Annotated in this window: 14 protein-coding genes; 10 read left to right on the forward strand and 4 right to left on the reverse strand. The window is 64.7% G+C overall.

Annotation, left to right across the window (positions count from 1 at the left end; genetic code table 11):
• Window positions 1-8 precede the first annotated feature (8 nt).
• Window positions 9-716, forward strand: coding sequence for a class II aldolase/adducin family protein (locus Q7514_RS07030; RefSeq protein WP_330132525.1), 708 nt, complete (start codon window positions 9-11; stop codon window positions 714-716).
• A gap of 26 nt (window positions 717-742) precedes the next feature.
• On the forward strand, window positions 743-1,690 hold the full coding sequence (locus Q7514_RS07035; RefSeq protein ID WP_330132526.1) for an ABC transporter substrate-binding protein: 948 nt from the start codon (window positions 743-745) through the stop codon (window positions 1,688-1,690).
• Window positions 1,691-1,825: 135 nt separating this feature from the next.
• Here Q7514_RS07035 and Q7514_RS07040 read toward each other — a convergent pair whose 3' ends face one another.
• The gene (locus Q7514_RS07040; RefSeq protein ID WP_330132527.1) at window positions 1,826-2,491 is read right to left on the reverse strand and encodes a GntR family transcriptional regulator; all 666 of its coding nucleotides are present in this window, start codon (window positions 2,489-2,491) and stop codon (window positions 1,826-1,828) included.
• A gap of 152 nt (window positions 2,492-2,643) precedes the next feature.
• Here Q7514_RS07040 and Q7514_RS07045 point away from each other — a divergent pair, with 152 nt between their 5' ends.
• Genes Q7514_RS07045 through Q7514_RS07065 form a run of 5 tightly spaced genes read left to right on the forward strand, consistent with a single transcriptional unit; the run spans window position 2,644 to window position 7,150 of the window.
• Window positions 2,644-3,492 carry an ABC transporter permease gene (locus Q7514_RS07045; protein ID WP_330132528.1) on the forward strand — a complete coding sequence of 283 codons (849 nt, stop codon included), beginning with the start codon at window positions 2,644-2,646 and terminating at the stop codon, window positions 3,490-3,492.
• On the forward strand, window positions 3,492-4,220 hold the full coding sequence (locus Q7514_RS07050) for an ABC transporter ATP-binding protein (RefSeq protein WP_330132529.1): 729 nt from the start codon (window positions 3,492-3,494) through the stop codon (window positions 4,218-4,220). The genes Q7514_RS07045 and Q7514_RS07050 overlap by 1 nt, the downstream gene beginning before the upstream one ends.
• 43 nt (window positions 4,221-4,263) lie before the next feature.
• Entirely contained in the window at window positions 4,264-5,346 is a 1,083-nt protein-coding gene (locus Q7514_RS07055) for an ABC transporter substrate-binding protein (RefSeq protein WP_330132530.1), read from the forward strand.
• Window positions 5,347-5,360: 14 nt separating this feature from the next.
• The gene (locus Q7514_RS07060; RefSeq protein ID WP_330132531.1) at window positions 5,361-6,725 is read left to right on the forward strand and encodes an LLM class flavin-dependent oxidoreductase; all 1,365 of its coding nucleotides are present in this window, start codon (window positions 5,361-5,363) and stop codon (window positions 6,723-6,725) included.
• The gene (locus tag Q7514_RS07065; protein WP_330132532.1) at window positions 6,722-7,150 is read left to right on the forward strand and encodes an OsmC family protein; all 429 of its coding nucleotides are present in this window, start codon (window positions 6,722-6,724) and stop codon (window positions 7,148-7,150) included. Before Q7514_RS07060 ends, Q7514_RS07065 begins: the two co-directional genes overlap by 4 nt.
• 78 nt (window positions 7,151-7,228) lie before the next feature.
• On the opposite strand, the gene Q7514_RS07070 is transcribed toward Q7514_RS07065, so the two are convergent.
• Window positions 7,229-7,924, reverse strand: a complete 696-nt coding sequence (locus Q7514_RS07070; RefSeq protein ID WP_330132533.1) for a lysophospholipid acyltransferase family protein — start codon at window positions 7,922-7,924, stop codon at window positions 7,229-7,231.
• 37 nt (window positions 7,925-7,961) lie between these two features.
• Between Q7514_RS07070 and Q7514_RS07075 the strand changes: the two genes are divergently transcribed.
• Both Q7514_RS07075 and Q7514_RS07080 read left to right on the forward strand, forming a co-directional pair.
• Complete coding sequence (locus Q7514_RS07075; protein ID WP_330132534.1) at window positions 7,962-8,507, forward strand: TetR/AcrR family transcriptional regulator; 546 nt, start codon at window positions 7,962-7,964, stop codon at window positions 8,505-8,507.
• 45 nt (window positions 8,508-8,552) lie between these two features.
• The gene (locus Q7514_RS07080; protein WP_330132535.1) at window positions 8,553-8,996 is read left to right on the forward strand and encodes a hypothetical protein; all 444 of its coding nucleotides are present in this window, start codon (window positions 8,553-8,555) and stop codon (window positions 8,994-8,996) included.
• 11 nt (window positions 8,997-9,007) lie between these two features.
• On the opposite strand, the gene Q7514_RS07085 is transcribed toward Q7514_RS07080, so the two are convergent.
• Both Q7514_RS07085 and Q7514_RS07090 read right to left on the reverse strand, forming a co-directional pair.
• Window positions 9,008-10,207 carry a flavin reductase family protein gene (locus Q7514_RS07085; RefSeq protein ID WP_330132536.1) on the reverse strand — a complete coding sequence of 400 codons (1,200 nt, stop codon included), beginning with the start codon at window positions 10,205-10,207 and terminating at the stop codon, window positions 9,008-9,010.
• Between the two features lie 25 nt (window positions 10,208-10,232).
• Complete coding sequence (locus Q7514_RS07090; protein WP_330132537.1) at window positions 10,233-11,648, reverse strand: MFS transporter; 1,416 nt, start codon at window positions 11,646-11,648, stop codon at window positions 10,233-10,235.
• Window positions 11,649-11,837: 189 nt separating this feature from the next.
• Between Q7514_RS07090 and Q7514_RS07095 the strand changes: the two genes are divergently transcribed.
• The gene (locus Q7514_RS07095; protein WP_330132538.1) at window positions 11,838-13,130 is read left to right on the forward strand and encodes an amidase; all 1,293 of its coding nucleotides are present in this window, start codon (window positions 11,838-11,840) and stop codon (window positions 13,128-13,130) included.
• Window positions 13,131-13,168: the final 38 nt, after the last annotated feature.

Consider the following 13,168-nt stretch of genomic DNA (forward strand, 5'->3'; position numbering starts at 1 on the left):
GAATCAATATGACCAGCACCGAAACCCGCGTCGATCCTACTGTCGAGGCCTTCGTCGACGAGGCTCGTCGAGCAGCCGATACCGCCTTCCGGGTGTTCCGTGAAACCGGAACAGTGTCCGCGAACGGCACCGTGAACTTCGTCGAACGGGTGCCCGGTGAAGAGTTGGCCGTCGCACTCAACGAGCCAGGTCCATGGGTAGACGACCGCAGGGCGAAGCCGATCCTCGCGACGTTCGACGGAAAGGTACTGGCCGGTGACGGTCCGGCGGGATTCGTCACCGGGTACGCCGAAGTGTTCCGCAAGCATCCCGAGATCACTTCGATCGTGCACGTACACACGCCGTGGTTGGGCGGGTGGGCACAGACCCACCGCACACTGCGTATCAAGTACGCGGCCTCGCAACGCTTGACACTCTCACGCGACATCCCCGCGCACATCGACCGTAGTCAGGCACCCGGCGACTTCATCCTCGACCGCCTCGTGGACGATCCGGATCTGGTCGCGATCTTCGAGGCCAACGGCGGCGTCAACGTGATCGGCCGGTCGGGCCTGCTCGACCTCGCCAAGTTCGTGGTCCTGCTCGAAGAGGGCGCGCAGTACCAGGCGCTCGGTGAACTCGTCGGTGGCTCTGTCGACTTCGACTCGACAAACCTCGTGGCGCAGTGGAGCCGCAGTGGATTGCTCGATGAAGCCCGCCGTCGAGGACTCGTCTGAGATATCGCCGATAAGGAGCCTCCCCAATGACTATTCGTATCGGGTACTTCCCGAACAACAACTCCCTGTTCGTGCTGCGCCACAACGGTCTCCTCGAACGGTATCTCCCGGACGTCGAGTGGGTGGACCTGCGCGAGCTGTCGGCTCCGCCTCGGGTCGATCCTCGTCAGGGGCTGCCGACCCTGCACTCGGACTGGTTGTTCGAGGACGGGGGATACGACTTCATCGGCACAGGATTCACCCCGCCGATCACCGGCCTGGGTCAAGGGCGCGACCTGGTGTACGTCGGTATCTCCGGACCTCGAGTCGAGAACGGGCGGCTGGTGAGCCTCGAGAGTTCAGGTATCGGCAACGTCGCTGATCTGCGCGGCAAGCGGGTCGGGATCGCGCACGGATCGTGGCAGACCACACTTGCCCTGCTCGCACTCGATCGCGACGGGCTGCGCTGGGATGACATCGTTCCGGTCGATGTCGACGTGAATGACGGCGGTGCTGCCCTGGTGCGCGGAGATCTCGACGCGTGGGTCGGTGCCTACCCGGGGCTGGCGGAGGTCGAAGCGGCAGCGCAGTTGCGCACCCTGGTCGACACCGAAGGGCTCTTCAGCCACCCATCGCTGTGGTTCGTCCGACGCGAGTTCGCCGAGAATCACCGCCCGGAGCTCGAAGCGATCATCACAGCCCTGCAGGAATCGGATGCGTGGATCGTCGCCAACCCGCGCGAAGCAGCACGTTACTTCGTCGACGATGCAGAACGCCGTGGCGGCACCGCTGATCTCGATCGCTGGGAAGCGGCGCTGCGCGGCCGCCCCTTCGGGATCGGCACGGTCACCGATGACTTTCTCGACGAGCAGCAGCGTTCGGCCAACCTGCTGTACGCCAACGGCTTGCTGCCTAGGGAGATCGATGTGCGCGACGCAGTACTGCCGTGGATCGGCGAGGTTGTGGAGGCACGTCGTTCGGCCACGGTGGTCTGAGAAGAAGGTTGCCTGCGTCAGACCCGCACTGCCCTGGACCGTGAACACCATGACCGCACCGGAATTGTCCGGTGCGGTCATGGTGATTTCGACGTGCCCCTCGCGTGCGGTTACCTCGGATCCCGAGGGCGGGGATCATCTGGCGGCCATCGCCGCGAGACGGATGTCACGGGTGCGTTCTTGGTGCGTGATCATCAATGTCCGCGCCCTCTCACCATCGCCGTCGACGACTGCGTCGTGGATGTCCCGATGCTCGGCCTCGATCTGAGCAAGGTTCGTCTGGGCCTTCGACTCCTCGGCGTCATACACAGCGAGCTGCGCATCGAGTCTTTCCATCAGTTCGACAATCGTCGGGTTGTGCGCGGCGATGCGCAGGGCACTGTGCCAGTCGTTGTGTAGCCGTAGTGCGGTCTCGGGTTCGGCTGCGGCGACAGCGCGGTCGAACAGACCGATCAGGCGAGCCAAGTCGAACTCGGATCGCCGGGTCGCCGCGGCGAATGCCGCGGCGGAATCCAGTGCGATCCGGGTGTCGCAGATTGCTAGCACCTCGTCCTCGGTACGCACCCGCACTACATAGCCGCGGCTGACCTTGGTGACCAGGCCGTCGAACTCGAGCCGCTGCAGTGCCTCACGGACAGGCGTTCGTGACATACCGAGATCCTCGCCTACGGCGGCCGGAACCAGCAGTGCACCGGGCGGACAGCGACCGCCGGTGATCCGTTCGCGTAACTGGACATACGGCGATCTGTCGTGTGGCACTGTGGCCCCCTCATGGCGTCCGGAGATATCAGTCGAACACACGACTACCAGGGAAGTTGCGATCGCGCAAGAGTTTGAATCCATGTGTATACAACTGTCTTTATTTGGATGCATATGGATATACGGTGCTTCTCGCACGCAGCACGCGAGGAGAACGATGAACACCACATCCCCTGTCTTGATGGCATCCGACAATGTCTGACGCCACGCTCACCGCGCCGAAGGTGGCTCCACCGTCCGACCGGTCGGTGAACCGCGGGCGATCCGTGCGGTCACCGCGCGCGACTTCTCTCTTGCCCTGGGTGGTGCCGGTTCTGGTGCTCCTCGGTTGGCAGTGGGCGTCGTCGACGGGCGTGATCTCGTCGGCGATCCTGCCGCCGCCGAGCAAGGTCTTCGACACTGCCGCCGATCTCTGGAATACCGGCGAACTGCAGACCCATCTCTTGGTGAGCGTCCGCAGGATCGTCATCGGCTTCGCCGTGGGTGCGGCGATCGGGCTGGCTCTCGGGTTCGCGGTCGGGCTCTCGAAGGTCGCGGAAGGCCTGGTCGACCGGACGCTGCAGATGATGCGCGCACTTCCGCATCTCGCACTGGTTCCGTTGCTCATCGCGGCCTTCGGAATCGGTGAATTGCCGAAGGTCGTGCTCGTCACCCTCGGCGTCATCTTTCCTGTGTACTTGAACACCGTCGCGGGTATCCGCACGGTCGACCCGAAGCTCGTTCAGCTCGGGCAATCCTATGGACTCGGCCGAGGAGAACGGATTCGGCAGGTCATCGTCCCGGGCGCGATGCCGATGATCCTCACCGGCATCCGCTACGCACTCGGCGTCGCCTGGCTGACCCTCGTCGTCGCCGAGACCATCGCCACCAGCGAGGGCATCGGGTACCTGGCACAGAACGGTCGTGAGTTGCTCCGCAACGACCGGATCGTCCTCGCGATCATCCTGTACGCCCTCGCGGGTCTGCTGGCCGACCAGATCACCCGCATGATCGAGGCCCGCGTACTGCGGTGGAACCCGAATTACCAGAAAGGGGGTCACTGATGCCCAGTGACGCGCTCGTCGGTCTCGAGCTGCTCGGTGTCGGGCACCGGTACCGCGACAAGCAGGTTCTAGACCGCATCGACCTGTCGATCGCTCCGGGAGAGTTCGTCACCTTCCTCGGTCCCAGCGGCGTCGGTAAATCCACCCTGCTCCGCATTCTTGCCGGACTGGAGGCGCCCACAGACGGGCGAGTGGAGTCGACCGCCCACCGGGACGTCGTGTCACGCATGATGTTCCAGGAGGATCGCCTGCTTCCGTGGCGCAACATCCTCGACAACGTTCAGCTCGGCACCCGAGGCCGTAGGGGCGAGGCCGTGGAGCTGCTGCGTGAGGTCGGACTCGCGGGACGCGAAAAGGACTGGCCGTCAGAGCTGTCCGGAGGGCAACGGCAGCGAGTTGCGCTGGCACGTGCCTTACTGCATCAGCCCGACGTACTGCTTCTGGACGAACCGTTCGGCGCACTCGACGCCATCACCCGCGTGACGATGCAACTACTGCTCGAACGCGTCCTCGAAGAGCATCCGCGGACTGTCTTGCTCGTCACTCACGATGTCGAAGAGGCCCTCGTACTGTCCGACCGGGTGCTTCTGCTGACCGAGCAGGGCATCACCCGAGAACTGCGGATCGACCAAGCCCGACCCCGTCATCGTGGCGACGGCCGGCTCGCCGGTTGGAAGGAGGAGTTCCTCGACGGACTTCTCGAGGCCGATCGAGCTCTGCACTCCTGATCCACCACATTCCTTGTCCACTGCAGGAAGGGTTCACTACCAAATGTCTCCCCTGACCACCCCCACGCTGAATCGGCGTGGATTCCTCAAGGCCACCGGCGCCGGTGTGCTCGGCCTCTCCGGGCTCTCCCTCGTGGGCTGTGGCTCCGACGGCGCTGCGTCAGACCAGCCCGGAACCCTTGCCGAGGTACGGTACGCGCTGATCGGTGACGGGAACGCCGAGCCGGGCACTGTGCTGCGCAATGGACTCGGTGGTTTCGATCTCGGCGGGGACCTCGGTGGACTTCCGGTGCAGTGGCCGTCCGGGTTCCCGGCGTCACTGCCGGTGATGGAGGCGATCAAGTCGGGCAGCGTCGACTTCTCGTTCGCCACCGCGACCGCGGTGATCTACGCGATCGGGGGCGACGTGCCGATCGTGCCGCTGGTGGCCTACCCGCTGCCGAGCAACGAGGTCGACGTCCTCGTACCGCAGGGCTCACCCATCCGCACGGCTGCGGATCTCCAGGGTCGCAGGGTTGCCGATCACCGCGGTACCACGGGGACGTACAGCCTCGTCAAGTACCTCGAGTCCGCCGGCCTGACCATGGATGACATCGAGTACGTCAACCTCGCCGCCGCGGACGCGGAGGCCGCGTTCGCGCAGGGTGAGGTGGATGCCTGGATCACCTGGCAGCCGACGGCGGAACTGGCGAAGCGCAAGCACAACGCCGCGACCCTGCCCGATGTGAAGACCTACGATTACGCCTTCTTCGTCGCGAGCGAGTCGTTCGCGAACAACCACCCCGACGCGGCGGCGACATTGGTTCGGAACGTACGTGATGCACAACGCTGGGTCGAAGCGAACCCGGAGGCCGCGGTCGCAGAGTTCACCCGCCTCGGCGGTTTCGGGGGCAGCGACCTCGAAGCTCAGGTGTACCTCGATCTCGTGAAGTCGAACCGACTCTCCTATTCCGGTGCGGGGCAGTTCACCTCGGTCAACGCCGACGCGATTTCGGGTACCCAGGACTTGGCGGACAACTTCCACCGACTAGGCATCTACCCCGATCAGGTCGACGTGACGTCGTGGCTTCAGGATTCACGATTCGACTCGATCAAATCCGTCATCGACCAGGAACTCGCGAAGTAGGTATCAGCGCTCTCATGTCCGAATCCCAGATGCATCTCGCCGCATTCGTCACTGCCGGACCAGGCCGTCCCGGCGGCTGGCGGTATCCCGCCTCGGTTCCCGGTTGGCTGTCCGCGGACTACTACCAGAACATCGCCCGCACCCTCGAGGACGGCCGATTCGACCTGGCGTTCTTCCCTGACATCGTGTCCGTCCCGGACCGGTTCGGGTCGAGTACGGACAGTCAGCTGCGCAACGGCGCCCTCGGATCCTTGCGTCTCGATCCGTTGCATGTGCTGTCGTCGATGGGTGCGGTCACCCGGCACCTCGGGCTCGCAGCGACCGTCTCGACCACGTACGCGCAGCCGTTCACCGTGGCCCGCTCCTTCGCGAGCCTCGACCACCTCACGGCAGGTCGTGCGGCGTGGAATGTCGTGACGTCTTTCCAGGAGTCCGAGGCGAAGAACTTCAATCGGGACGAGCAGTTCCCACGTGAGAGGCGCTACGCTCGCGCCGACGAGTTCCTGGAGGTGGCCGCGAAGCTGTGGGACAGCTGGGACGATGATGCGCTCGTCCTCGACACTGTGGAACCGCTGTTCGCCGACCCGGCCAAAGTGCACGCGATCGAGCACAAGGGAGAGTGGTTCACTGTTCAGGGACCGCTCAATGTCCCTCGTTCTCCGCAGGGCTACCCAGTGATCATTCAGGCTGGTGCTTCCGCCAAGGGCAAGGACTTCGCTGCGCGGTGGTCGGATGTGATCTTCTGCAGCCATGCCTCCCTCGAATCCGCCCAGGACTTCTACCGCGAGATCAAGGAGCGGGCTGCGGTGCATGGCCGCGATCCCAACCAGGTGAAGATCTTGCCGTCGATCGCTCCCGTCGTCGGTGCCACGACCGTAGAGGCACAGCAGAAGTTCGAGCAGCTGTTCGATCTCGTTCCCCCACTCGGTGGGTTGTCTACTCTCGCTTACCACTTGGACGTGGATCTTTCGACGTTCCCGCTCGACGAGCGCCTGCCCGATGTCGAGGTTCCCGGTGTAGAGGGCCACTACCGTGAGGTGCGCGAGATCACCGAACGCGAAGGTCTGACGCTGCGCGAGCTGGGTAAGCAATACGGCGGCCGTGTCGAAGGCGGATTCATCGGTACTGCACACGAAGTCGCGGACGGTCTCCAGGAGTGGTTCAGTGAGGGTGCTTGCGATGGGTTCATGGTGCAGGCCCCATATCAACCGGGCGGGTTCGAGGACTTCACCCGTCAGGTGGTTCCCGAGCTGCAGAAGCGTGGGTTGTTCCGCACCGAGTACGAGGGCGCGACACTCCGTGAGAATCTCGGACTGGAGCGATCCGCGGTCGGTGAGTGGAGCAACCGGATCCCCAAGTCTGCGAGCAACGTCGAATGAGCACCGCAACTGTCCCCGTAACCAACGTTGCAACGGTCTCCGGCCACACCATCGTAGGTGTGCCCGGGCGATTCGTGATCGACGCTCGCGCGAATCACCTGGTCACCGACTCGAGGTTCGGGCCGGGGGAGTCGATTCAGGCCGGCGAGCTGCTCCTCTCCGCACTGGTGTCCTGCGCCATGGCGAATTTCGAAGCGAACGCGCTGGATCAGGGTCTGCCCGTCACCGGCATCACAGTCGAAGCCGAGCATGCCCGCGGAGTCGAGGACCCGACGCGGTACGACTTCACCCGCGTCGCCATCACAGTGCGTGGAATCGATCAAGCGGCAGCCGACGCTCTCGGTGAGCGGTTCGTCGCGACCTGCCCGATCTACAACACGATCCGGCGAGGTGGCGGAATCGAGCTCGGTGTGGTGGCCGCCTGATCACACTCACCGGCCGAGCAGGACAGTCGGGCGATTCACCACGGACCCTCTGCTTCGTATCGACGGACTCATCCGAATTCACGCCGCGTCAGGGCGATCTCTCGGCGTCTCCCACTCCTTCGCGTATGCGTCGACGTACTCCTGCCCTGTTCGGGCGCAGAGTTCGAGCATCAACACGTCCGTGGCGGCTCGTGCACCTGCCGCTCCGGCGCCGCGGTACGGCGTCAAGTCCAGTGGTTCGAGGATCTCCACCGAGACTCTGCGGCGCCACCACGAAATGGAGCGATCCGGCCGGGTCCCCGTAATTGCCACTGGCACAATCGGAGTTCCCGTCTCCAGGGCGACCCGGGCAGCTCCGGTCCGTCCTCGATAGAGGCGACCGTCGGGTGACCGCGTGCCTTCCGGGTGGATGCCCCACGCTCCGCCCTGCTCGACGATTCGGGTCGCAGTCTCGAGTGCGGGGGCTGCCGTGGATCCTCCTCGTCGATCCACCGGAATCTGACCCATGGCCGAGAAGAACCACCCCTGGAGGCCTCCGACGACGCCGCCTCTGTCGAAGTACTCGCGCTTCGCCAGGAAAGTGATCTGCCGCCGGGCGGCCAGCGTCAGGTAGAACGAGTCGAGTACTGCGAGGTGGTTGGCTGCCACGATGATCGGTCCGTGGCGCGGGATGTTCTCCCGACCCACGATCTTCGGACGTCCCAGTAGATGCAGGGCAGGCCCGATCAAGGCGTGCCGGCACAGCCGGTAGAAGCACGCACTCCAGAAACGCATAGACAGTGTCTACACCAAGATGGGAGACACTGTCTACGTGAAGACGGAGGATACGAGATCGGCCCTGGTGAGGGCGGGCATCGAGTTGATGGAAGAGACAGGGTCGGCAGAGATCGGTCTGCGAGAGATCGCGCGGCGAGCAGGTGTCTCCCACGGCGCGCCGCGTCGATGGTTCCCCACGCACAGGAGTCTGCTCGCGGCGATCGCCGAGGTCGGCTTGAATGACCTCTCGGCGGTGCTCGCCGCGGCGGCGGGAACAGACGGCAACCTTGCCCCACTGGCCGTTGCCTATGTCGACTTCGCCCGCCGCCGGCCGGCGATGTTCACCCTGATCTTCCGGCACGACCTGCTCGAAGGCTCCGGTTCCGAGCTGCGGACCGTGTCGCAACCGCTGTTCACATGGCTGGTCACGATGGTCGAGCAATCGGCAGACGTGGAAGACGCGGCACAGAGCGCGGCGGCGTTGTGGGTCGGGGTCCACGGGATCGCCGTGCTCTCGTCGACGGGCTCGCTGGGTCTTGCAGCATCGAACGTGAACGAGACCGAACTGATCGACCGCGTCGTACGCGACAGTCTCCGCTGAGCCGAACTTCTGACCACACCGAGTGCCCGGGTAGCGTTCGTGCCTATGAGCACCCTTCAGGAAGTCGGCGACCGCGAGTCGTGGAGATGCTGGTTGTGCGACGAACCGGTGGATTCCGATATGTCGGTCAACGACCCGCGTGGCCCCAGCATCGACAGCATCAATACCGCCAAGAAGGGCGCCAAGGGCAAGGGCGGGGTCGAGCGGCTCGCGCACCGCGCCTGCAACACCAGAAAGGGTGCCGTGAAGCCGGTCGTACCGTGGCCCGATCAGCTGTTCGTCGTCGATCCCGCACCCATCATCGGCGTGGTCGAACAGCTGAGACGGAAGGGCGGGCGCGTTGCCGTCGCCCGATGCCCCGCCGAGTCCGATGCCGAGGACGCTTCCGCGTGGTTGCTCGACAGACTGTCGCGCTTGGAACCGGACATGCGGTTCGACACCCAGATCGATGCCGGCGGCGGCGGATTCCTCCTGGTGCTGAGGGCGTAGCGCAGCGACACCTACTGCCGACCGGATCGTCCTTCCAGCACCGCGACGACTGCCTTGGCTCGGGAAATCCAGTCCGCGACCGTCGCTCCGGATGCATTCGTCGGAAGCTGGGCCAGACGTAGCGTCAGTGTGTGGTTACCGTCCCGGTTGCGGACGGGCAGCACGACAGACCCCACGTTGTAGCGACACTCGGGTTCGAGTTCCCGCGGACGGTAGTCGACCGTTGATTCGACGATCGATGCCCGAATGTCACGCTCCTGCAAGGGTGTCAGGCGCCCGCACTCGTATCGGCGCGTGGCCTCGCACATAGTGTCGTAAGCAGCGATCCCCTCCTGTGGAAGCAGCGACAGCACGTATCCGTGGGTGCGGAGGAACATGATCCGCTGCCGGTAGTGCCCTTTCACGGATTCGTCGACGCCGTGGGCCTTGGCCAGCCATTGCTCCTGCTCGTCGTCGGCCCGGTCGAAGACCACGCTGTCGCCGATGGGCGGCACGATCGGTATTCGTCGTGCCAGGCCGTTCTCCCGGTCGATCGCGGGCCCGACGGCGGACAGGACCGTAGCCATCTCGTCCCTGCTGATTGCTGTGTAGAGGATGACTTCGCATCCGACGGCCCGGGCAAGGGCCTCGACGTCGGGGCGTGCGATCTCCGCGTCGTGGATCTCGTCCATGATCTCGTGGTCCATCCGGGCCATCAGGGATGTGCTGACGAAACTGCCGTAGCCGCCCTGGAAATAAATCAGTGGCACAACAGGATTGGTGACTGCCATGTCGTTCACACTGCAGAGGATGATCCAATGGTCACCGGCGTCCAGTGTGTTCGTGATGCGGGCATCGATCCACGCGACGGACTGTTCGAGCACGGGGTCGCCGGAAGGTGAGCCGAACCAGTCGATGCCGTCGAACTTGTTCTCCCAACGTCGTGCGATCGTGGAGACCAGGTCTTCCTGCTCGCCGCCGAGAATATTGATGCATACCGAATCGCATCGGCGGAGCTTGTCGAACGACTTGGACGTCTTCATCGGCATGAAGGAGACCAGGGGAGGCTCGAGAGACACCGAGCTGAATGTGCCGACGACGAGAGCGAGCAGCTCGCCGTCGTCCGCGCGCCCCGTGACTACCGCGACGCCGGTGGGGTAGTGGCCCATCACCTCGCGGAACAGGCCCTGATCGATGTCGATGTCGATGTCGATGGTGGTGTCGGTGGACATGAGCGCCCTCCTTGCTCGGGGAAGTTTACTTGCTGTAGCCGGCCTGGAGCTTGCGTCCGAGGGCCTCGGGGCGGAGGAACAGGATGCACAGCACACCGCCGACGAGGAGGACGACACCGGTGATCGTGAATGCCTGATGCACACCGGCGGCCATGTTGTTCGCCATCTCGGGAGTGAGTTCCGATCCGGATGGCGGCGAGACATAGCCGGCTCGGGTCATCAGCCATCCGACGAGCGTGGGGGAGATGATCGCTCCCACCGAGGCGACACCACCGAGCGTGGCCATCATGATGGGTCGCTGCTTCTTGCCCACGGAGAACGCCAACGCTGACGCGGTCATCGGGTAGGCGAGGCTGCAACCGGCTGCGATGCAGAGCAGCGCCACAGCGAAGACACCCGATGCTGTCTGGACGAGGATGAAGCAGACACCGGCGACGAGTGCCGCGATCCCGAAGGGGATAGCGATGGAGCGGTGCGAATCGAACCCCTTCTGCATCAGCCGATGGCCGAGGAATCCGAGGAGCAGCAGCACGGCCGCGCCCAGGATCCACGGAATGGTCGTGACCGTTCCGACCTGGGGCAAGGAAAGCCCGACGACGGTGCCGAGGTACTGCGGAAGCCACGTCGTCACGAAACCCTGGACCCAGAAGTTGGAGCCGCCGCCGATGACCGCGGCGAGGAAGGTCAGGCTGGCGAATGCGCGCCAGAGAGCGATGGGTTTCTGCTTGTCGACGTCCTCGGTGTCCATCTCGGCGGTGGTCTCGGCGGGCACACCGTCCTCGCCGTGTTTTCCATGACCCGAGTAGGGGCCGTCGCCGGCGAGCAACACCCATGCGATCACCCAGACGAATCCGACGATACCGAGGACACCGAAGGCCCAGCGCCAGCCCCATTCGCCGATGACCCACGCCAGCGCGGGCGCGGCGAGAACGGGACCGAGGGTGGAGCCGGCAGCCACGAGATTCGACGGCAGAGCACGGCGACGCGGCTCGAACCATGAGTGGACCGAGGTGAGCGACATCGCCGTGGCCGGCCCTTCGGCGCCGCCGAGAACGATGCGGGTGACGAGCAGGATCGCGGCACCGCCACCGAGCAGCATGGGGAACTGCATGACCGCCCACACGACGCCCATCGTGAGGATGATCCACCGCACCGAGAACTTCGCTGCGAGAAAGCCGGTCACGACGGACACCACAGCGTACAGGAAGAAGAAGGCGCTGCCGATGAAGCCGAATTCGACTGCGGAGATACCCAGATCGGGAATCGCCTCGGACGCAACCAGACCCAGCACTGCCTTGTCGGCGAACGCGACGATCTGGAACAGGACGAGCAGTGCTGTGATGAGCCAGGCCTTGCGGTTCATTCTGCCGAAATCGATCTTCTTCGATGTCTCCGGTCGGGGAGAATCGATGATCTTGTCCGGCGCCACGGACGAAGCCATGTGCAGCCGCCTTTCTTGTGGGCTGGGAATGGGCGTGGTGCGTGCGGGAAGTGTTGGACGGGCACCATCGGACCGACGGTGTGGAAAACATATTTGCCGTTTCCTCGCTCGGGTAGGAGGGAAACCTTTACTGTCGGCGACTGCGCTCACTGGGCAGAATGGTGAGGTCAGCGAACGTAGGAGGAAGATGTGAACGCGCCCGCGGTTGGATTCTCGGTTTCGGATCAAGTGCGGTCGATCGGAGCGGGCGCGACGACGGCGACGGAGCTCGTCTCGCAGGTCAGAGAGGTGATCGAGGCCAGGGAGCCGGAGCTCGAGGCGTGGGTGCAACTCTCGTCGACGGCGGCCGCCGAGGCCGCGGACATCGACAACGACCCACGCGACCTCCCCCTGCGCGGTGTCTCCGTCGGCGTGAAAGACCTCATCGATGTCGCGGGTATGCCCACGCGTGCCGGCTCGTCCGTCACTCCTTCCTCTGCGGCCACTTCCGATGCGCCCTGCGTTGCCCGGCTTCGGGCGCTCGGCGCTGTCGTCCAGGGCAAGACCGTGACGACGGAGTTCGGCTACTTCCGTCCCGGCCCCACCCGTAACCCGCGCGCACTCGATCACACGCCGGGTGGGTCGTCGAGCGGTTCCGCGGCAGCGGTGGGTGCAGGCACTGTGCCGCTGGCTCTCGGCACGCAGACTGCAGGATCTTTGACTCGCCCCGCGTCGTACTGCGGTGCAGCGGGAATGGTCCTTCCGCACGGCAGCACCGATATGTCGGGAATCATCGGCCTGAGCGACTCACTCGATTCCCTGGGGTTTCTGACCCGCACTGTCGCCGACCTCCGGTACGTGCACGATGCGTTCCTCGGTGCGCAATCGAGCGATCCATTCGGCAGCGCTACAAGCGTGTTCGTCTGGGGTGGTAGCTACCTCGACTATCTGGACCCCGCGATGATTGCACTGCTGGGCCGAATCCCCGCCCTCCTGGGCGATCTGGGGTTCCGGTCGGAGCCACTCGACTGGGACGATCACGTCAGGACGCTCGCGGATGATCACCTCACGGTGATGGGCTATGAGGCCGCGCGGGAGCGTGCCGGTGAGTTCGACGAGCACCGTGACGAGCTGAGCCCTCAGATTCGGGACCTGCTGCAGCAGGGCCGCGAGATTTCCGGTTCTGCATATTCTGCCGCCCTGATCCGTCGCGATCGCTCGCGCGAACTTCTGCGCGAGATCCTCGACGGTCCGGCTGTGATCGTCGGCCCCGCCGCGACCGGTCCGGCACCGAGGGGGTTGTCTGCGACCGGCTCACCGATTCTGAGCCGCCCGTGGCAGCTGCTCGGCGTGCCCGTGGTGGTTGTGCCGGGCGCCCGCACGGTGCAGGGGCTCCCGCTGGGGCTGCAGGTGATCGGATCGGCAGGCGACGAGGGGTATCTGTTCGACGTGGGGGAGAAACTCGAGGTGGCACTCCGTGATCTGCCGCCGGTGGCCGGATGACGATGACTGCACCACTGAAAATTCGGGGAAACGCAGTG

The organism is Rhodococcus artemisiae (assembly GCF_036327795.1).
GTDB classification, from domain to species: Bacteria; Actinomycetota; Actinomycetes; order Mycobacteriales; family Mycobacteriaceae; genus Rhodococcus; species Rhodococcus artemisiae.